The following is a 20,135-nucleotide window of genomic DNA, read 5'->3' on the forward strand; positions in this document are numbered from 1 at the left end:
GAGTTCGTTCGACATGCTGCATTTGTCCCGCCTTACCTCGCTGGCCCTGACGATCGCCCTGGTGATCGGCGCGCCTCTGGCGTTCGCCGCTCAACCGGCTCCGGCCGTCGCTCCGGCAGGTACTGCCGCGACTTCCAAGGCGCCGTTGCCGCTGGAAGAGCTGCGCACCTTTGCCGAGGTCATGGACCGGATCAAGGCCGCCTATGTCGAGCCGGTGGACGACAAGACCCTGCTGGAAAACGCGATCAAGGGCATGCTCAGCAACCTCGATCCGCACTCCGCCTACCTCGGCCCTGAAGACTTCGCCGAGTTGCAGGAAAGCACCAGCGGTGAGTTCGGTGGTCTGGGCATCGAAGTCGGCGCCGAAGACGGCTTCATCAAGGTCGTGTCGCCAATCGACGACACCCCGGCGTCGAAGGCCGGCATCCAGGCCGGCGACTTCATCGTCAAGATCAACGGGGCGCCGACCCGCGGCCAGACCATGACCGAAGCCGTGGACAAGATGCGCGGCAAGATCGGCCAGAAGATCACCCTGACCCTGGTGCGCGACGGCGGCACGCCGTTCGACGTGACCCTCGCCCGCGCGGTGATTCAGGTGAAGAGCGTCAAGGCACAGCTGCTCGAATCCGGCTATGGCCTGATCCGCATCACCCAGTTCCAGGTCAAGACCGGCGAGGAGGTCTCCAAGGCCCTGGCCAAGCTGCGCAAGGACAACGGCAAGAAACTCAACGGCATCATCCTCGACCTGCGCAACAACCCGGGTGGTGTGCTGCAAGCGGCGGTGGAAGTGGTCGATCACTTCATCACCAAAGGCCTGATCGTCTACACCAAGGGCCGAATCGCCAATTCCGAACTGCGCTTCTCCGCCACCGGCAAGGACGAAAGCGAAGCGGTGCCGATGGTCGTGCTGATCAACGGTGGCAGTGCCTCGGCTTCGGAAATCGTCGCCGGCGCCCTGCAGGATCAGAAACGCGCCGTGGTCATGGGTACCACCAGTTTCGGCAAGGGCTCGGTGCAGACCGTGCTGCCGCTGAACAACGACCGCGCGCTGAAGATCACCACGGCGCTGTACTTCACGCCGAACGGCCGCTCGATCCAGGCCCAGGGCATCGTCCCGGACATCGAAGTGCGCCGCGCCAAGATCACCAACGAGGCGGACAGCGACTACTTCAAGGAAGCCGACCTGCAAGGTCACCTGGGCAACGGCAACGGCGGCGCGGACAAACCGACCGGCTCCGGCGGCAAGGCCAAGGCGATGCCGCAGGATGACGATTACCAGTTGGCCCAGGCCCTGAGCCTGCTCAAAGGCCTGAGCATCACGTCCGGCCGTTGAGGATGTCTTTGCGTTTCCTCTTTGTCCTGCTGTGCTGTCTGGCGGGTGCTGCTTACGCAGAACCTGCCAGACCCACACCTCAAAAAGCCTACCTGACGCTGATCATCGACGACCTGGGGCAGAACCTGCCCCGGGATCGCCGCGTGCTGGCCCTGCCCGGCCCGGTCACCACAGCGATCATGCCCGACACCCCGCACGCCACCGAATTCGCCCGCGAAGCCCATCGCGCCGGCAAGGTCGTGATCCTGCACATGCCGATGGACCCGGCCACCGGCCCGTTCGCCTGGCATCCCGAACTGCCCATCGAAGAACTCGAAAAACGGCTGAATGCCGCGTTCAAAATGGTCCCCTACACCGCCGGTATCAACAACCACATGGGCAGTCGCATGACCGCACAGCCGGTGGCCATGGAGTGGTTGATGGGCGAGTTGCAGCGCCGCCACAAGTTCTTCGTCGACAGCCGCACCAGCGCGCAGACTGTGGCAGCGCAGCAAGCGCAAAAGATCGATCTGGCGAGTGTTTCGCGGGATGTGTTTCTCGATGACGAGCGCACAGAAGCGGCGATCCTGACTCAATTGCAGACAGCGATCAGTCTGGCGCACAAGCAGGGTTCGGCCGTGATGATCGGGCACCCTTATCCACAGACGCTGGCAGTGCTGGAGCGGGAACTGCCGAAGCTGAAAGCCCAAGGCATCGAGTGGATCGACATCAAGCAGATGATCAGTGTGCGCAGCAATCGCGCCACGGCCGCGCATGGCAAAGACGGGATTTATCGGTAACAAACCGACACACGCCCATAAATAGTTACCGCCTGACGCCTGCCCTCTTTCCGGATAGTCAGACCTGCCACAGGTCGCAACTCTTTCGAGTTGCCATTCAATTATCAGGATTGACTATGACTACCAACGACAATGCTTCATTGCGAGACAGGCCAATGGAGCCGATCAGGCTCGACAACCTGCTGATCAACTTCACCAGCGAATTCAACCGTATCTGGAACAGCAACGGCACACGGGCCAGGCCCGCCACCTTCTGGCGCCCTGCGCCGGCCCCCGATCTTCTGCCGGGATACTTTCCGCTGGGAGACATCCTCATCCCCAACACCACCTCCATCAACGGCGAAATTGTCGCCGCAGTGGTCTGCGAGGCAACGTTACAAGACGACGGTAACACCAAGGGCAAAGCACTCAGCCGACCCACCGACTTCGAACTTGTCTGGAAAGAATCCGGATCGGGAGCCGCGACGCGCACTTCGATCTGGCGCCCGATCGCGCCGCAAGGCTATGTCGCGCTGGGTATGACCTGCTCCAGCGATCACGGCAAACCCTCACTCAACGCCATCCGTTGCGTCAGGGCCGATCTGGTCGTTGCTGCCGACCTCGGCGATCTGCTCTGGGATGACAAAGGCAGTGGTGCAAAGCTGAACTTCAGCGCCTGGAGCATTGATCCCCCGACCGCCGCGGCGGGCGAAATCTGCTTTGCGCCCGGCACCTTCATCGGCGCCCCGAGCCACAACAAACCGGCAACCGGCCCTTTCGCGTATGCATTACGGATACCGATTCCGGTTCAAGTCAGCGTACCTGCAGAAGCTCCGGTACTGACTGCACACATGAGTCCCGAAAGTGCAGTGGCGAGGGTCACGCAGACTGCCCGCCTGCCGTGGTTTGCAGTCAGGGATTACGCTCAACCCAATGATGGATTTCACCATTCGCGTTACTACGATCTGAAAAGAACCGACCAATATGTGCTGGTCGGGTACGGCCGAAATGCCACGGAGCAGGCTCAGTCGATCAAATGGAAAGCGCCAAGGGCGCAAAATGCAGCGGCCATGCGGCTATTCAATCGCCATACCGCCGTCGAATTCACCAAGGCCTGGCCGGCTGCGATGCTCAGTGATATCCGGGCAACAAAGTTTTCGGCGTGCCTGCCGCGGGATTTCACTCACACCGAAACGTCCTCCAGCGAGTGGAGCGAATCGGGCCCTCGGGTCATCATCGCCATGGCGGCGAAACTCAAATCGGTCGCGGTGTATCAGATGGAAAGTCGATACGAGCTGTTCCGGGAGGATGGCACTGAAGTCACCGTCCCGCTTGGTTACACCGATGACACCCGTCTTGTCATGAGTGAATACCCGCCAGAAGCCGTCGAGACAGCAACCCCGATGCCTGTCATGGCGGCAAACCCGTCGACGGAAACCATCACGAGCGGCGCCGACGTTGTTGCGCAATCGTCGCCGGGCTCGTCGACCGCTACAGATAGCGCCCCATGATTTCGTCGACCACGCCTTCCTTGCGCATCTGATCGAGCGCGGTTTGAAGCTTGGCAACGGCTTCGTCCGGTACGTCCTTGTTCAGTGCCAGATACAACTCGGCGCTGTTGAAGCGCAGTACGGTTTTCAGCCCGGTCACGCCATCCTGCCGCGCCAGATAGCGCCCGGCCGGGTCGCCGGTGGCCCACAGGTCGATCTGGCCGCTGACCAGTTTTCTGGCGTTGTCCTGATCACGCAGCACCACTGCCGGCTTCAACCCCTGCTTGGTCAGGGTCTCGGCAATCGCATCGCCCTTGTAGGCGCCGATCTTGTATTTGCGCGCGTCGTTGAGGGTTTCGAGGGTGATCTTGCTGTCGGCCTTGGCCAGCATGACCCAGTCGTCCGGGCCGATCGGGCCGACCCACTTGAAGAGTTTTTCGCGATCCGGCAGCCGCGCCATGACGAACGCGCCGTAACCGGGATTCTCCAGCGCCAGCTTGTAGACCCGCTCCCAAGGGAAGCGCAGGGTCAGGCTGTAAGTGATGCCGGCACGCTTGAACATCTCGCGCACGATGTCCGTGGCGATGCCGTTGATGTTTTCGTCCTGGGCGAAATTCTTGCCGTTCTTCGCCATGTTGTACGGCGGGAAGTTTTCGGTGAGGAGCACCAGATCGGTGTCGGGACTTTCTTCGGCGTGGCCGTTGTTGATCAACAACACAGAGGCACTGGCGAGGGCGAGAAGCAGGCGTTTGATCATGTCGGGCTACCGAAATCCATGGCGTGCCCAAGAGTGCCTTGGGTACGCCATGCTGTCCACTGGCCTGTATGGATGTTTAACGCATTACGATACCGCGGTGAGCCATGTAGGCCTTTGCTTCCTGAACGGTGTATTCGCCGAAGTGGAAAATACTCGCCGCCAGCACCGCGCTGGCGTGGCCTTCGAGGATGCCGTCAGCCAGATGCTGCAGATTGCCGACGCCACCGGAAGCGATCACCGGAATCCCCAGCGCATCGCTGATGGCGCGAGTCACGCCGAGGTCGAAACCGTTTTTCATACCGTCCTGGTCCATGCTGGTCAGGAGGATTTCACCGGCGCCCAGGCCTTCCATTTTCTTCGCCCACTCGACCGCGTCGAGGCCGGTCGGCTTGCGGCCGCCGTGGGTGAAGATCTCCCAGCGCGGGGTTTCGCCCGGGCCGGAGACCTTCTTGGCGTCGATGGCGACGACGATGCATTGCGAGCCGAAATGCTGCGCCGCTTCGCCGACGAATTCCGGGTTGAACACGGCAGCGGTGTTGATCGACACCTTGTCCGCACCGGCGTTGAGCAGGTTGCGGATATCCTGCACGGTCCGCACGCCGCCGCCGACGGTCAGCGGGATGAACACCTGGCTGGCCATGCGCTCGACGGTGTGCAGCGTGGTGTCACGGCCATCGACGCTGGCGGTGATGTCGAGAAAGGTAATCTCATCGGCACCCTGCTCGTCGTAGCGACGGGCGATTTCCACCGGATCGCCGGCGTCACGGATGTTCTCGAACTTCACACCTTTGACGACCCGGCCGTTGTCCACGTCCAGGCAAGGGATGATGCGTTTGGCCAGCGCCATGGTCAGTCCTCAGCCTTGGTACGAGTCGCAGAAAGCTTGCGCTTCAGCGACGTCGAGAGTGCCTTCGTAGATCGCCCGGCCGGTGATGGCACCGATGATGCCCGGTGCCTTGGCGTCGAGCAGCGACTTGATGTCACCCAGGTTGTGAATGCCGCCGGATGCGATCACCGGGATCTTCGTGGCAGCAGCCAGCGCAACGGTAAACGGCACGTTGCAGCCCTGCATCATGCCGTCTTTGGCGATGTCGGTATAAACGATCGAGGACACGCCGTCGGCTTCGAACTGCCTGGCCAGGTCGATGACTTGCACGGTGCTGATTTCAGCCCAGCCATCGGTGGCGACAAAACCGTCTTTGGCATCCAGACCAACGATGATCTTGCCCGGAAACGCACGGCAGGCTTCAGCAACGAACGCCGGATCCTTCACCGCTTTGGTGCCGATGATCACGTAGCTGACGCCAGCCTTGACGTAATGCTCGATGGTTTCCAGCGAACGGATGCCGCCGCCGATCTGGATCGGCAGGGTCGGGTAGCGCTTGGCGATCGCGGTCACCACTTCGCCGTTGACCGGCTGGCCTTCGAAAGCGCCGTTCAGATCGACCAGATGCAGACGACGGCAGCCGCCCTCCACCCACTTGGCAGCCATGCTCACCGGGTCATCGGAGAACACTGTGGAATCTTCCATGCGGCCCTGGCGCAGACGTACGCAGGCACCGTCTTTGAGATCGATAGCGGGAATAATCAGCATCTGGCAAACCTTCAAATTTGAATGTTCAGCTTGGCTCGGAAATCAGTTTTTCTCGAGCGCCCACAGGTCGCTTTCGATGCTTTCAAACCGCTCCTTGAGGTGGGTCTGCACATCGAAAATCGCCCTGTTGTAATAGTGCGGAGCAATTTCGCGGGTAAACAGCTCAAGAATTTCCGCCGCCTCGAACGAACCCAGGTCCAGTTCGAAACGATCCTCCATGAACCGCTGAATCTTGCGGTTGGCCTCGCTCTCCTGCTCGGGAGTGAGGGTCAGGATCGGCGGTTTGGATTTCTTGACGGCCATTTACCAGCGACCGTCCCACGCCGCGAAGTTCTGCAGCAATTGCAGGCCATGGGTATGGCTCTTCTCCGGGTGGAACTGCACGGCGAAACGCGAACCTTCGGCCAGTGCCGCAGCGAAATCGACGCCGTAATGACCGCTGCCGACCACCTGCCGTGGGTTACCGGCGGCGATGTAATAGCTGTGCACAAAGTAGAAACGCGCCAGGTCCGGAATGTTGTGCCACAGCGGGTGATCCACCGCCTGCTTCACTTCGTTCCAGCCCATGTGCGGGACTTTCAGGTGCTCGCCGTCTTCATGCAGGTCTTTGCCGAAGAACTTCACCGCGCCCGGGAACAGGCCGATGCAGTCGACGCCGTCGTTTTCTTCGCTGGAGTCGAGCAAGGCTTGCATGCCGACGCAGATGCCGAGGAACGGACGGTCCTGGCTGACTTCACGCACCAGCGAATCGAAACCGAGGCGACGGATCTCCGCCATGCAATCGCGAATCGCACCGACACCGGGGAATACCACACGGTCAGCTTCGCGGATCACTGCCGCATCGCTGGTGATCAGCACCTTGCCGGCACCGACGTGCTCGAGGGCCTTGGCCACCGAGTGCAGGTTGCCCATGCCGTAATCGATAACTGCAACCGTCTGCATTACAGGACGCCTTTGGTCGAAGGCATCTGGCCGGCCATGCGCTCGTCCAGCTCGACGGCCATGCGCAACGCGCGGCCGAATGCCTTGAACACGGTTTCGATCTGGTGGTGGGTGTTGGTGCCGCGCAGGTTGTCGATGTGCAGGCTGACCAGCGCGTGGTTGACGAAGCCCTGGAAGAATTCCTGGAACAGGTCGACGTCGAAGCCGCCAACGGTGGCGCGGGTGTACGGCACGTGCATCTGCAGACCCGGACGGCCGGAGAAGTCGATCACCACGCGCGACAGCGCTTCATCGAGCGGCACGTAGGCGTGGCCGTAGCGACGGATGCCTTTCTTGTCGCCAATGGCTTGCGCGAAGGCCTGGCCGAGGGTGATACCGACGTCTTCCACCGTGTGGTGGTCGTCGATATGCAGATCGCCCTTGCATTGGATATCCAGGTCGATCAGCCCGTGACGGGCGATCTGATCCAGCATGTGCTCAAGAAAAGGAACACCGATATCGAATCGGGCCTTTCCGGTGCCATCAAGGTTGATCGAGGCTTTGATCTGGGTTTCCAGAGTGTCGCGCTCGACAGACGCCTTACGTTCGGCCATCACCAGCTCCGCAAAATCATTGGGCGAAAAAGGCAGCCATTATAGGGGCGCGGGGCCGAAACAGAAACACGATAGGTGGAATGACTGACGGATAGAACCCCGTGCTGTCGGGGATAGACATGTCCATACAAGCCATTTCGGACAGCCCAAAACAACTGTGGGAGCGAGCCTGCTCGCGATGAGGGTCGTACATTCAACATCACTGTCGACTGTCAGACCGCTATCGCGAGCAGGCTCGCTCCCACAGGATTTGGCGCTGACCTGAAGATTTTCAGGCCAGCGCTTGGCTACTTAGTGGAACAGAACCGCCGTCTTCTGCAGGGTCACCCACACACCCCACGCCAACGGAATCCCCACCACCAGCCACGCAGCGATCGCCAACGGCTTGCTGCCCGGCGCGGCTTTCCACTCCAGCACGGTGCTGGCGTCAGCACCCTTGTCGTGGCCCAGCGCCTGTTCGGCCGCCAGTTCAGCGTCGGTCATGAAGTACTTGTCGGCCACCGGGCGCACCAGCAGGTTGCACAGGAAACCCAGCACCAGCAGGCCGGCGAGGATGTACAGGGTGATGTCGTAAGCGGCGGCGCGTTCAACGCCGATGCTCAGCTGATACTCACGCAGGTAGTTCACCAGCACCGGACCCAGCACGCCAGCGGCAGCCCAGGCGGTCAGCAGACGACCGTGGATCGCGCCGACCATTTGCGTACCGAACAGGTCGGCCAGATACGCCGGAACGGTGGCGAAACCACCGCCGTACATCGACAGGATGATGCAGAACGCCGCCACGAACAGCGCAACGTTGCCCAGGTGACCGAGGTTCGGGATCAGCGCGTACAGCGCAAAACCCAGTGCGAAGAACACGAAGTAAGTGTTCTTGCGGCCCAGGTAGTCCGAGAACGAGGCCCAGAAGAAACGGCCGCCGATGTTGAACAGGCTCAGCAGACCGGTGAAACCGGCCGCAATTGCAGCGATGGAAGCCAGTTGACCGGCGTCCAGCTGACCGAACGGCAGATCGTTACCCAGCAGCTTGCCGCCGAACACTTCCTGCAACAGTGGCGAAGCCATGCCGAGGATGCCGATACCGGCGGACACGTTCAGGCACAGCACCAGCCACACCAGACGGAATTGCGGAGTTTTCCACGCTACATTCACGTGAACGTGACGGTGGGTGATCATCGCGTTCGACGCTTTCTTCGCCGGCGCGGTCCAGCCTTCAGGCTTCCAGCCGGTTGGCGGTACGCGGTACGCCAGCGCGCCACCGATCATGAACACGAAGTAGATCGCGGCCATGGCCACGAAGCTCTGCCACACGCCGACACCGGTTGGCGAAGCGAAATGACTCATCAGAGCGGTCGCCAGTGGCGCACCGACCATCGCGCCACCGCCGAAGCCCATGATCGCCATGCCGGTCGCCATGCCGCGCTTGTCCGGGAACCACTTGATCAGGGTCGACACTGGCGAGATGTAGCCCAGGCCCAGACCGATACCGCCGATCACGCCGGAGCCGATCCACATCAGCCAGATCTGGTGGGTATAGATACCCAGCGCAGAAATCAGCAGACCGCCGCACCAGCAAAGTGCCGATACAACACCGGCCTTGCGAGGACCTGCATGTTCGAGCCAGCCGCCCCAGATCGCTGCCGAGCAGCCGAGGAAGATGAAGAACAGGGTGTAGATCCAGCCGAGCATGGAGATCGGCCAGTCGCATTGCGACGAGAAGACTTGTGCGATGAAGCTCATGTCCGGTGCGCAAGCCACCGGAGCAGTGACGCCCAGCGCCTTGGACAGCGGCAACCAGAACACCGAGAAGCCGTAGGCCATGCCGATGCACAGGTGAATGGCCAGAGCGGCCGGCGGGACCAGCCAACGGTTGAAACCGGGCTTGGCGATGATGCGTTCCTTGGACAGGAACCCGGGCTGATCGGCTTTGAAGCCGTCCGCCGTAATGGTCGTGCTCATTGTGTATCCCCCAATTATTAGTATGGTTCGCCAGCCACTGCCCACCCCGGCCTTTATGCACGCAGGCATGACCGTTTTTTGCGGGTGAAGCTCCTTGAAAGCGCGACGTTAAGTCGCAGATGGGCGGACGAACGGGCGAAGGTTACCATTTGCACGTGACAGAAAAACCAAACTGATATCACCTTTTTCATGTCATCTGATCTCAGGCCTTTCGGGAACCCCGATGCCGATCGTTGTCGAAGCGCTGTATATCGCGGCTCAGCAGCCTTGACGGGGCACCGCGACAGCGAGGGTTGATGCAGCGCTATACTCCCCGGCTAAATTACGAAATCGACTACTTACAAGGACTCGCCCATGAAAGCGTTCGGCAAAATCCTGGGTCTGGTACTTCTCGGGCTGTTGCTGATCATTGTGGCGGCAGGCTTCGCCCTGACCCACCTGTTTGATCCCAACGACTACAAGGACGAGATCCGCCAGATTGCCCGCGACAAGGCCCACATCGAGCTGACGCTCAATGGCGACATTGGCTGGAGCCTGTTCCCGTGGCTGGGCCTGGAACTGCACGAGGCCAGCGTCGCGACCCTGGCCAAGCCTGCCGAACCGTTCGCCGATCTGCAGATGCTCGGCCTGTCCGTGCGCGTGCTGCCGCTGCTGCGACGCGAGGTGCAAATGAGCGACGTGCGCGTCGAAGGCCTGAACCTGCGCCTGAACCGTGACAAGAATGGTCACGGCAACTGGGAAGACATCGGCAAGGTGCCGGCTCCCGCCGGAAGCACACCGCCTGCGACCGCCGGGGAAGCCTCTCCAGCAACACCGGCCCCGGTGGAAAAACCGGCCCAGCCGATTCGCCTCGACATCGACAGCCTGACCGTCAACAACGCCCGCGTGGAATACAACGACGAGCTGACCGGCAAGCAATTCAGCGCCGAAAGCATCCAGTTGAGCACCGGCGCTGTTCACGATTCGACCAACATCCCGGTCAAGGCCACCGCGTTCCTCGGCACCAACCAGCCAGTGCTGCGGGTGCGCACCGAGCTCAACGGCGAGCTGCGCTTCGAGCGCGCCCTGCAACGCTACAAGTTCGAAGACCTGAAGCTGTCCGGCGAAGTCGCCGGCGATCCGTTGCAGGGCAAGACCGTGACCTTCGCCGCCCAAGGGCAATTGCTGCTGGACAAGGCCGCCAACGTCGCCGAATGGACCGGCATCAAGCTTTCGGTCAATCAGCTGCGTGCCTTGGGCGAGTTAAAGGCCAATGACCTGGACAAGACGCCACAGATCAGCGGCGGAATTTCCATTGCCCAGTTCGATCTGGCGAAATTCGTCGACAGCATCGGCCAGACCCTGCCAGCCATGGCCGAAGGCAGCCTGAGCAAGGTTGAACTGGTCAGCCGTGTCGCCGCGACGCCGACCAGCCTGGCGCTGGACAACATCAACCTGAAACTCGACGACAGCAGCTTCAGCGGCCGCATCGCCGTCGAAGATTTCGCCAAGCAATCGCTGCGGGCGGTCCTCAAGGCCGACACCTTCAACGTCGACCGCTACCTGCCGCCGAAATCGGAAAAAGCCAACACCGCTACCCAGGTCCGTCAGGCCGAAGTCGCCAGCACCGAAGCCGATGCGATGGCCGGGGCCGGCAGCACCCCGCTGCCGGAAAAACCGAGCAAAAGCGCCTGGAGCACCGAGCGCCTGCTCCCTGTTGAGCGCCTGAGCAAGCTCGACGTCAACGCCGACCTGACCTTCGGCCAGCTGACCCTCGACAAGTTACCGATCCAGAACGCCGCACTGAAAGCCACCGGCCAGGGCGGCCTGCTGACCCTGGAGAACCTGCGCGGCGAGCTGTACAACGGCGACTTCGAAGCCAAGGGCACACTGGACGTGCGCCAGACGGCGCCGGTGCTGAACCTGCAAACCCGGATCAACCGGGTGCCGGTGGAGAAAATCCTCGAAAGCCAGGGCAAGAATCCTCCGGTCAAAGGTCTGGTCAATCTCACCAGCACCGTTACCGGCAGCGGCAACAGCCAGCAGGCGCTGATCGAAACCCTCAACGGTAACGCCAGTTTCGTGATCAACAACGGCGTGCTGCTCAACGCCAACCTTGAGCAGCAACTGTGCAAAGGCATCGCCACCCTCAACCGTAAATCCCTGAGCAGCGAACCGCGCGGCAAGGACACACCGTTCCAGGAGCTCAAGGGCAACCTCACGTTCCGCAACGGGGTGGCCAGCAACCCGGACCTGAAAGTGCGCATCCCCGGCATGAGCGTCAACGGTGATGGCGATATCGACCTCAAGGTGCTGGGCATGGACTACCGCGTCGGCATCATCGTCGAAGGCGATACCAGCGCCATGCCGGATCCGGCCTGCCAGGTCGGCGACAAATTCGTCGGCATCGAATGGCCGCTGCGTTGCCGAGGCCCGCTGGAGCTGGGTGCCAAGGCCTGCCGCGTGGACAACGAACGCATGGGCCAGGTCGCGAGCAAACTGGCCGGCGACAAGATCAGCGAAAAAATTGACGAGAAACTGGGCGACAAAGTCAGCCCGGAACTGAAAAACGCATTGAAGGGGCTGTTCAAGCGATGAGAGCGGAGCAGTTTTCCACGGCGGTGCTGGAATGGTTCGACCGCCACGGCCGCCATGATTTGCCCTGGCAACAGAACATCAACCCGTACCGGGTGTGGGTGTCCGAGATCATGTTGCAGCAGACCCAGGTCAGCACCGTGCTCAATTACTTCGACCGCTTCATGGCCGCCCTGCCGACGGTCGAAGCCTTGGCCGAAGCGCCGGAAGACGAAGTGCTGCACCTGTGGACCGGGCTCGGTTACTACACCCGCGCGCGCAATCTGCAGAAGACCGCGAAGATCGTCGTCGGCCAGTACGGCGGCGAGTTTCCCCGGGATGTCGAGAAACTCACCGAGCTGCCGGGTATCGGCCTGTCCACCGCCGGCGCAATCGCCAGCATCAGCATGGGCCTGCGCGCGCCGATCCTCGACGGCAACGTCAAACGGGTGCTGGCGCGTTTTACCGCGCAGGAGGGTTACCCCGGCGAGCCGAAGGTCGCCAAGCAACTGTGGGCCAACGCCGAGCGCTTCACGCCGCAGGATCGGGTCAACGCCTACACCCAGGCGATGATGGACCTGGGCGCCACGCTCTGCACCCGCAGCAAACCGAGCTGCCTGCTGTGTCCGCTGAAAAACGGCTGTGAAGCGCACATGCTGGGGCTGGAAACGCGCTACCCGATCCCCAAGCCGCGCAAGGCCATCCCGCAGAAACGCACGCTGATGCCGCTGCTGGCCAACGAGGACGGCGCGATTCTGCTTTATCGCCGCCCGTCCAGCGGATTGTGGGGCGGTTTGTGGAGCCTGCCGGAACTCGACGACCTCGACGACCTGCAACACCTCGCCGCGCAACACTCGCTGGAACTGGGCGAGCAGCAGGCACTGCCGAGCCTTGTCCACACCTTCAGCCACTTCCAGCTGTCCATCGAACCCTGGCTGGTTCAGGTGCAGGAAGCCGGCGGTCACGTGGCCGAGACCGACTGGCTCTGGTATAACCTCGCCACCCCGCCGCGCCTGGGCCTCGCCGCCCCGGTCAAGACCTTGCTCGAACGCGCGGCCGCCGTCTTGAATGCAGGAGAGTCGACATGACCCGCACCGTAATGTGCCGCAAGTACAAAGAACAACTCGAAGGTCTGGAGCGCCCACCGTACCCGGGCGCCAAGGGCCAGGATATTTTCGAACACGTCTCGGCCAAGGCCTGGGCTGACTGGCAGAAACACCAGACCCTGCTGATCAACGAAAAACGCCTGAACATGATGAACGCCGAAGACCGCAAATTTCTTCAGGGCGAAATGGACAAGTACTTCTCCGGCGAGGAATACGCTCAGGCCGAAGGCTACGTTCCGCCCGCAGAGTAAACCCCGCGAAATCGGGGGTCGGATCGTAAGCGACGGAATTAATTTAAGAAATTTTAAAAAAGTGTTTGACGTAAATCCGAAAAACCCTTTTAATGCGCCCCGTTGCCCAGATAGCTCAGTCGGTAGAGCAGGGGATTGAAAATCCCCGTGTCGGCGGTTCGATTCCGTCTCTGGGCACCAAATACCGAAAACCCTGAATCGCAAGATTCAGGGTTTTTTTATGCCTGCGATTTGATCACGGCCCGATTCCGCCCTTCTTGCAGGCCGGAATTGGCGATACGTTGCTCAACCCTTACGGAAGAGGGTCATCACCGCGATGAACCAGAAAAGAACCCGCGTCCCCCTGCCCCACCCCGCGCCACCCGCGAAGCGCACCGACTGGCTGATGATCGCTCTCGGCATCGTACTGACCCTCTGCGTAGGCCTGATCACTTATGAAACGGTGAACGGCCTGATTCAGGGACGCATCAGCAACATGGCGCGGGGGAAACACTTCGCCGTGTATTCACAGGCCGAACAGTCCTTCGACTTCTGGTTCACTGTTGCCACGCACTGCCTCTTCGCACTCTTCCTGTCGGGCGCTGCCTGGCTTCTGATCTGGATGGGACGCACCGCGACGGTCACGCCACCCGGGCGTGACCGTCGGCGACGTTAGCTGTTGTCGTTCCAGTGGAACACCAGATTGCGCGCAGCACCGCCGCCTACTTGCGCCACATCCCGACGCGTTTCACCCTTGCGGGTGGCGACGACCGTGTACTTGCCTGGCGGTAACTGAACGTACACCAATGGCCCGGTTTGATTGAGCGTCAGCACGGTTTGACCGGGGGCTTTCTGGATCGCCACGTCGACATCGGCGGTATATTCGTTTTGCGTACCGACAGCGAAGGTCATGTGCAGGTTGTAGCCCGCGGATTGCTGAATGGCTTTCGACTCATCTTCACCAATCCCGCCGGCCAGATAACGAACACCGTTTTGCTCCTGCTGCTGAACCTGCACGGCGGAACTGTCGATCGGAGCCAGACTCGCAGCCTGCGCCATGATCGGAAACAGCAGCACCGCAGCAGCGGCAACGGGCAGCACGAATGAAAGAACGCGTTTCATGAGGACGACTCCCGGGCTCTCGCGGAACCCAATCGTTACCTCTTTTTAGATTTTGTCTTGCGGGGTGGGTTTTAGAACGATTGGGAGTTGCGGTTGATACGAAAAGGACTACAGAAAATTCCACCAACGATTCGCGCCGCATTGCGTCTCGAATCAGCAATTGCCTGATGAACCCGCGAATTGGGTACTCACTGCGTTCCAATTCGTTGCATACCCACCCGCTTGAAGTTCATCCTCGACCCGTCCCCGAAAGTCTGAATCGCCATGAACCTCCAAAGCGTGCCACTGCCACTCGGTCAGCTGTCAGCAGAAAGCGAGCCTTTCCAAGAGCCCGCCGCCGACGGCTATCTGCTCGGCGGTTTCACCTGGCGTCACGCGTCACCGGATCCACAACGCCCCGTGGTCATCATCAACGCCGCCACGTCCGTGCGCTGCCGCCACTACTCGCGCTTCGCGGCGTATCTGTTCGCCAATGGGTTCGACGTGATCATTTTCGACTACCGCGGCATTGGTGAATCGCGGCCAAAGTCGATGAGGCATTTGCAGGCTTCGTGGACGGATTGGGGCGCGCTGGATTTCGAGGCGATGCTCAAACGCGCGCAGCGAGAGTTTCCCGGTCAGCCGATCGATGTGGTCGGGCACAGCTTCGGCGGCTGCGCAGCAGGCCTGGGGGCGTCCGGGAAGATAATCCGACGACTGGTGACCGTCGGCGCGCAGTTCGCTTACTGGCGCGATTACGCGCCCGAGCATCGCTGGCGGATGTTCGGCAAATGGCATCTGCTGATGCCGCTGGTCACGCTGTTCTGTGGATATTTTCCGGGCAAGCGACTTGGCTGGCTGGAAGACACGCCCGCCGGCGTGGTGCGCGACTGGAGCACACCTGCCGCACGTTATGAGCGGCGTCCGAGCGGTAGAACGATCCGCAACCTGCCCTTCGCCAACGTCCGGGCCAAAGCCCTGGCAATCAGCATCAGTGACGATCCCTACGGCACGATTCCCGCCATCGAACGCCTGCTGGCTTACTTCCACAATGCGCAAAAGACCCACCTGCGAATCGAGCCGCAGGACATCGGCGAACAGCAAGTCGGACATTTCGCCTTTTTTCGCAGCGCATACCAAGCCACACTATGGCCCATCGCTCTGACCTGGCTGCAGACCGGCGAACTGGCCTCCGACACACCGGGGCGCAAGATCCCACGCAGCCAAGCCCTTTAACGCACCACGGAACACACACCATGGCTTCCGCCAACAAGCAGCAAAAACGCGCCGCCCGGGCCAAGACCAAGGCCAAGCAGAACCGCACCAAACGTGCGGAAGCGCCGGTCGAGCTGGACCCGAACGACGACCGCATCGATTTTGAGTCGGTGGACCTGACCGAACTGTTCAAGAAAATGATCGACGCCGAAAAGATCAGCCAGCAGGCCCTGTGCACCGCGTTCCTCGAAGACCCGCTGCTGGAGCTGGTGTACGAGCAGGAAGGCGAAGAAGGCGCGATGGACTTCATCCTCGCCGCGCTGATCGAGTACCGCCAGTGGGCCACCGAGACTGACGAGGCTGGCGCTCTGGCGTGGATCGAATCGCCGGATTTCCAGAAAGACTATGTGGCCGCGTCCGACGCAATCGCCGCACAAACCCAACAGAAAAACTGAGTTCCCATGGCATCCCTGAACAAGCAACAGAAACGCGCCAAACGCGCCAAGGCCAAAGCCAAGCAGATCCGCATGGTCGGTCGCAAACCCCTGGCGCAGGACGATGACCTCGGTCACCTGGCCGAGCCGATCCCGGAATACACCCTGGCGATGTTCAGCAAGATGCGCGACGCCGAAGCCGTCAGCCGCAACGAAATGCTGCTGACGCTGCTGCGTGAGCTGGCGTTCATCATCGTCGACCATCCTGAACTGCTGGACATGGAAAATGCCGAGAACGAAGGCATGGCCGCCACTCACCTGGCCGCCGACATGCTGATCGACTACCGCATGTGGGCCGATGGCATGGATCGCGAGACCGCCCAGGCCTGGCTGAGCGAACCGCAGTTCATCAGCGATTTCGGGATTGCGCTGGACACCTACGGTCAGTCGGTGGAAGCGCAGGAAGAGAAGAGCGAATAAACCGCTCGCAGTAACAAAAACGGCCGCTTGTCATCACTGACAGCGGCCGTTTTGCGTTACGCGTTGCGGATCAGTTCAGCACCGCGGCGCCACGCTTTTCCAGATTGCGGCGGCGGGCCACCAGCAGACCGGCCGCGACCACCAGCAGGCTGAGCAGGCCGGTCGCGAGGATTTCCACGCGATGGGCATCCTGGAACAGCATGATGGTCAGGGCCGCCACGATGAACACGATCACCGCGTAGGTCAGGCCCGGGAACAGCCACATGCTGAAGACGATTTTCTCGCCGCGAGCCATGCGCTGTTTACGCATGCGCAGTTGCGAAATCGCGATCACCAGGTACACCAGCAGCGCGATCGCGCCGGAGCTGGCCAGCAGGAACTCGAACACCGCCGCCGGGGCTACGTAGTTGGCGAAAGTGCACAGGAACGCCGCGCCAGTGGACAGCATTACCGCCCAGTAAGGGGTGCCGCTTTTGTTGGTGCGGGTCGCCATGGCCGGGGCATCGCCGCGCTTGCCGAGGGAGAACAGCATGCGCGAAGAGGTGTACAGCGCCGAGTTCAGGCAGCTGGTTACAGCGACCAGAACCACGATGTCGACGATCATCTTGGCGTTCGGGATGCCCATGCGCTCAAGCACGGTCTGGTAGGAACCGACGCTGGCCAGAACCGGATCGTTCCATGGCACCAGGGCCACGACGATGAAGATCGAAACGAGGTAGAACAAGCCGATCCGCCAGATCACCGAGTTGGTGGCCTTGGAGATCTGCTTGCCAGGGTTCTTCGATTCCGCGGCCGCGATGGTCACGATCTCGGTACCCATGAAGGAGAACATGGTGGTCAGGATCGCGCCCAGCACCGCGCCCATGCCGTTCGGCAGGAAGCCCTGGGTGTCGAAGATGTGCGAAACGCCGCTGACCTGGCTGTTCGGCAGGAAGCCGAAAATGGCCGCGACGCCAAGAATGATGAAACCGATGATCGCCACGACTTTGAGCAGGGCGAACCAGAATTCGAACTCACCGTAATTTTTCACGCTGAACAGGTTGGTCACGGTCAGCAGCATGGTGATGATCAGGGCGAAGGCCCAGATTTCCACACCCGGGAACCAGGCGTGCAGGATGGTTGCGGCGGCGTTGGCTTCCAGCGGAATCACCAAAACCCAGAACCACCAGTACAGCCAGCCGATGGTGAAACCGGCCCAGTGACCGATAGCGCGGTCGGCGTAAGTCGAGAACGAGCCAGTGTCAGGCGAGGCAACCGCCATTTCGCCGAGCATGCGCATCACCAACACAACCAGCGCGCCAGCAGCGGCGTAAGCCAGTAGAACAGCGGGACCGGCAGCGGCGATGGCGTGGCCGGAGCCGACGAACAGACCTGCACCGATCACCCCGGCGATCGACAGCATGGTCACATGACGCGGTTTGAGCCCCTGTTCGAGGCCATTGGAGCTTTGGGTACTGCTCATTGGAACTACCTTTGCGAGGAAAGCGATTGCGTCCGGCCCGTCTGGCGTTCCTTCTCGTAAAAAGAATCCAACGGGGCGTTCCGGATTCTGCACGCAATAAATGCGCCAAAATGTTTCAAACTCTTCTGCCGTGCGGTTTTCCGCGCGACCGGACAGTCATCGCAAGTCCTTGAGAATAATGGCCTTTCGCCAAAGCGTTACCCTGCGACTCACTTTTCAAACGAACGAGCGCACCAGAAACACACTGAAAAAGTGCGGGATGCACAATAAAAGGGCGAATGAGGAACGATCGGCCGGATAGCGCTTCCAACACCCCGCCAAAGGTGGCAACATCGCGCCTTTTTTTAAGCGACACCCACGGGAATCCACGTTCAAACACCCGTTCGGTTGTTGATGGGGCGACAGTCTGCTGCGCCGATGCGACAACCTGCCACACGCCATCCGTTTACCGCTCGTAGCGCTGTTGGCTGCCATTGAAACGCTATGCTAGCTTGGCCGCCTCGCCAGGAAGGCCAACCAACAGCAGGAGCGCAACATATATGAGGAACGCACATGGCTGAGGCCACGCCCGCGCTTGAAATCCGCAACTTGCACAAACGCTACGGACAGCTTGAGGTGCTCAAAGGCATCTCGCTGACCGCCCGCGACGGCGATGTGATCTCGATCCTGGGTTCCTCCGGTTCCGGCAAGTCCACGTTCCTGCGTTGCATCAACCTGTTGGAAAACCCGCATCAGGGCCAGATCCTGGTGGCCGGGGAAGAACTCAAGCTCAAGGCCGCCAAGAATGGCGAACTGGTTGCCGCAGACGGCAAGCAGATCAACCGCCTGCGCTCCGAGATTGGTTTTGTGTTTCAAAACTTTAATCTGTGGCCGCACATGAGCGTGCTCGACAACATCATCGAAGCCCCGCGCCGCGTGCTCGGCCAGAGCAAGGCCGAAGCCATCGAAGTCGCCGAAGCGCTGCTGGCCAAGGTCGGCATCGCCGACAAGCGCCACGCCTATCCGGCGCAACTGTCCGGCGGCCAGCAACAGCGCGCGGCGATTGCCCGCACGCTGGCGATGCAGCCCAAGGTGATCCTGTTCGACGAGCCCACCTCCGCCCTTGACCCGGAAATGGTCCAGGAAGTACTTAATGTCATCCGCGCATTGGCCGAAGAAGGCCGCACCATGCTGCTCGTGACCCACGAGATGGGCTTTGCCCGTCAGGTCTCCAGCGAAGTGGTGTTCCTCCACCAGGGCCTGGTAGAAGAGCAAGGATCGCCACAGCAGGTGTTCGAAAACCCGCTTTCGGCGCGCTGCAAACAATTCATGTCCAGCAACCGCTAACGGAGCTACCCGCATGCAGAACTACAAAAAGGTCTTCCTGGCCGCCGCCGTCACCCTCGCGTTCAGCGCCGGTGCCATGGCCGAGACCCTGAAGATGGGCATCGAAGCGGCTTACCCGCCGTTCAACAACAAAGACGCCAGCGGTAACGTCGTCGGCTTCGACAAAGACATCGGCGACGCCCTGTGCGCCAAGATGAAAGTTGAATGCTCCGTCGTCACTTCGGACTGGGACGGCATCATCCCGGCCCTGAACGCCAAGAAGTTCGATTTCCTGATCTCCTCGATGTCGATCACCGACGAGCGCAAGCAAGCGGTGGATTTCACCGACCCGTACTACTCCAACAAGCTGCAGTTCATCGCGCCGAAGGATAAAGAGTTCAAGACCGACAAGGACTCCCTGAAAGGCAAAGTGATCGGCGCCCAGCGCGCGACCCTCGCCGGCACCTTCATGGAAGACAACATGCCGGGCGTCGAAGTGAAACTCTACGACACCCAGGAAAACGCCTACCTCGACCTGACCTCCGGTCGTCTGGACGGCATCCTCGCCGACAAATACGTCAACTACGAGTGGCTGAAAAGCGACGCCGGCAAAGCCTATGAATTCAAGGGCGATCCGGTGGAAGAAAGCGACAAGATCGGTATCGCTGTACGTAAAGGCGACCCGATCCGCGAGAAGCTGAACGCTGCGCTGAAGGAAATCGTTGCCGACGGCACCTACAAGAAGATCAACGACAAGTACTTCCCGTTCAGCATCTACTGATCCTGACCTGCCGGATCGGCGCCGTCACATGACGGTGCCGATCCC

At 60.9% G+C, this 20,135-nt stretch carries 21 protein-coding genes and 1 tRNA gene; 13 read left to right on the plus strand and 9 right to left on the minus strand.

Annotated elements, in window-relative coordinates:
• Positions 1–13: 13 nt before the first annotated feature.
• From CAG25_RS04620 to CAG25_RS04630, 3 genes are all read left to right on the plus strand, one after another.
• Complete coding sequence (locus CAG25_RS04620; RefSeq protein WP_011332024.1) at positions 14–1,333, plus strand: S41 family peptidase; 1,320 nt, start codon at positions 14–16, stop codon at positions 1,331–1,333.
• 2 nt (positions 1,334–1,335) lie between these two features.
• Positions 1,336–2,112, plus strand: a complete 777-nt coding sequence (locus CAG25_RS04625; protein ID WP_085611168.1) for a divergent polysaccharide deacetylase family protein — start codon at positions 1,336–1,338, stop codon at positions 2,110–2,112.
• 116 nt (positions 2,113–2,228) lie between these two features.
• On the plus strand, positions 2,229–3,602 hold the full coding sequence (locus CAG25_RS04630; RefSeq protein WP_085611169.1) for a Vps62-related protein: 1,374 nt from the start codon (positions 2,229–2,231) through the stop codon (positions 3,600–3,602).
• Here the strand turns inward: CAG25_RS04630 and CAG25_RS04635 are convergent.
• The 7 genes from CAG25_RS04635 to CAG25_RS04665 form a co-directional block, all read right to left on the minus strand.
• Positions 3,583–4,338: an ABC transporter substrate-binding protein gene (locus CAG25_RS04635; protein WP_085611170.1), complete on the minus strand. Its 756-nt coding sequence runs from the start codon at positions 4,336–4,338 to the stop codon at positions 3,583–3,585. The genes CAG25_RS04630 and CAG25_RS04635 overlap by 20 nt on opposite strands.
• Positions 4,339–4,414: 76 nt before the next feature.
• Positions 4,415–5,185, minus strand: a complete 771-nt coding sequence (hisF, locus tag CAG25_RS04640) for an imidazole glycerol phosphate synthase subunit HisF (protein ID WP_007897430.1) — start codon at positions 5,183–5,185, stop codon at positions 4,415–4,417.
• A gap of 9 nt (positions 5,186–5,194) precedes the next feature.
• Positions 5,195–5,932 carry a 1-(5-phosphoribosyl)-5-[(5-phosphoribosylamino)methylideneamino]imidazole-4-carboxamide isomerase gene (hisA, locus tag CAG25_RS04645; RefSeq protein WP_085611171.1) on the minus strand — a complete coding sequence of 246 codons (738 nt, stop codon included), beginning with the start codon at positions 5,930–5,932 and terminating at the stop codon, positions 5,195–5,197.
• Between the two features lie 42 nt (positions 5,933–5,974).
• Positions 5,975–6,235 carry a DUF2164 domain-containing protein gene (locus CAG25_RS04650; RefSeq protein ID WP_011332018.1) on the minus strand — a complete coding sequence of 87 codons (261 nt, stop codon included), beginning with the start codon at positions 6,233–6,235 and terminating at the stop codon, positions 5,975–5,977.
• Entirely contained in the window at positions 6,236–6,874 is a 639-nt protein-coding gene (gene hisH, locus CAG25_RS04655; protein WP_007952546.1) for an imidazole glycerol phosphate synthase subunit HisH, read from the minus strand. It lies immediately after the preceding gene.
• A complete protein-coding gene (gene hisB / locus CAG25_RS04660; protein ID WP_039764670.1) occupies positions 6,874–7,467 on the minus strand; it encodes an imidazoleglycerol-phosphate dehydratase HisB in 594 nt (197 codons plus the stop codon). Before hisB ends, hisH begins: the two co-directional genes overlap by 1 nt.
• 291 nt (positions 7,468–7,758) lie before the next feature.
• Positions 7,759–9,423, minus strand: coding sequence for an OFA family MFS transporter (locus tag CAG25_RS04665; RefSeq protein WP_085611172.1), 1,665 nt, complete (start codon positions 9,421–9,423; stop codon positions 7,759–7,761).
• Between the two features lie 354 nt (positions 9,424–9,777).
• Between CAG25_RS04665 and CAG25_RS04670 the strand changes: the two genes are divergently transcribed.
• From CAG25_RS04670 to CAG25_RS04690, 5 genes are all read left to right on the plus strand, one after another.
• On the plus strand, positions 9,778–12,000 hold the full coding sequence (locus CAG25_RS04670; protein ID WP_085611173.1) for an AsmA family protein: 2,223 nt from the start codon (positions 9,778–9,780) through the stop codon (positions 11,998–12,000).
• Positions 11,997–13,064 (plus strand): A/G-specific adenine glycosylase, encoded by a 1,068-nt coding sequence (gene mutY, locus CAG25_RS04675; protein ID WP_085611174.1) that lies wholly within the window; start codon positions 11,997–11,999, stop codon positions 13,062–13,064. The genes CAG25_RS04670 and mutY overlap by 4 nt, the downstream gene beginning before the upstream one ends.
• Complete coding sequence (locus CAG25_RS04680) at positions 13,061–13,333, plus strand: oxidative damage protection protein (RefSeq protein ID WP_007952551.1); 273 nt, start codon at positions 13,061–13,063, stop codon at positions 13,331–13,333. The genes mutY and CAG25_RS04680 overlap by 4 nt, the downstream gene beginning before the upstream one ends.
• Before the next feature lie 104 nt (positions 13,334–13,437).
• Positions 13,438–13,513 (plus strand) — tRNA-Phe (locus CAG25_RS04685).
• Positions 13,514–13,649: 136 nt separating this feature from the next.
• Entirely contained in the window at positions 13,650–13,988 is a 339-nt protein-coding gene (locus CAG25_RS04690; protein ID WP_085611175.1) for a hypothetical protein, read from the plus strand.
• Here CAG25_RS04690 and CAG25_RS04695 read toward each other — a convergent pair.
• A complete protein-coding gene (locus tag CAG25_RS04695) occupies positions 13,985–14,434 on the minus strand; it encodes a hypothetical protein (RefSeq protein WP_085611176.1) in 450 nt (149 codons plus the stop codon). The genes CAG25_RS04690 and CAG25_RS04695 overlap by 4 nt on opposite strands.
• A gap of 264 nt (positions 14,435–14,698) precedes the next feature.
• Here CAG25_RS04695 and CAG25_RS04700 point away from each other — a divergent pair, with 264 nt between their 5' ends.
• The 3 genes from CAG25_RS04700 to CAG25_RS04710 are packed head-to-tail and all read left to right on the plus strand — an operon-like array spanning position 14,699 to position 16,542.
• Positions 14,699–15,649, plus strand: coding sequence for an alpha/beta fold hydrolase (locus tag CAG25_RS04700; RefSeq protein WP_085611177.1), 951 nt, complete (start codon positions 14,699–14,701; stop codon positions 15,647–15,649).
• Positions 15,650–15,669: 20 nt separating this feature from the next.
• A complete protein-coding gene (locus CAG25_RS04705; protein WP_064592813.1) occupies positions 15,670–16,083 on the plus strand; it encodes a hypothetical protein in 414 nt (137 codons plus the stop codon).
• Between the two features lie 6 nt (positions 16,084–16,089).
• A complete protein-coding gene (locus CAG25_RS04710; RefSeq protein WP_039764661.1) occupies positions 16,090–16,542 on the plus strand; it encodes a hypothetical protein in 453 nt (150 codons plus the stop codon).
• 70 nt (positions 16,543–16,612) lie between these two features.
• Here the strand turns inward: CAG25_RS04710 and gabP are convergent, their stop codons facing one another.
• Entirely contained in the window at positions 16,613–18,004 is a 1,392-nt protein-coding gene (gene gabP / locus CAG25_RS04715; protein ID WP_085611178.1) for a GABA permease, read from the minus strand.
• Positions 18,005–18,556: 552 nt separating this feature from the next.
• Between gabP and CAG25_RS04720 the strand changes: the two genes are divergently transcribed.
• The gene (locus CAG25_RS04720; protein WP_007897462.1) at positions 18,557–19,330 is read left to right on the plus strand and encodes an ABC transporter ATP-binding protein; all 774 of its coding nucleotides are present in this window, start codon (positions 18,557–18,559) and stop codon (positions 19,328–19,330) included.
• Between the two features lie 13 nt (positions 19,331–19,343).
• A complete protein-coding gene (locus tag CAG25_RS04725; RefSeq protein WP_064592811.1) occupies positions 19,344–20,090 on the plus strand; it encodes an ABC transporter substrate-binding protein in 747 nt (248 codons plus the stop codon).
• The last annotated feature ends 45 nt before the right edge of the window (positions 20,091–20,135 follow it).

The organism is Pseudomonas sp. B16(2017) (assembly GCF_002113205.1).
GTDB classification, from domain to species: Bacteria; Pseudomonadota; Gammaproteobacteria; order Pseudomonadales; family Pseudomonadaceae; genus Aquipseudomonas; species Aquipseudomonas pharyngis.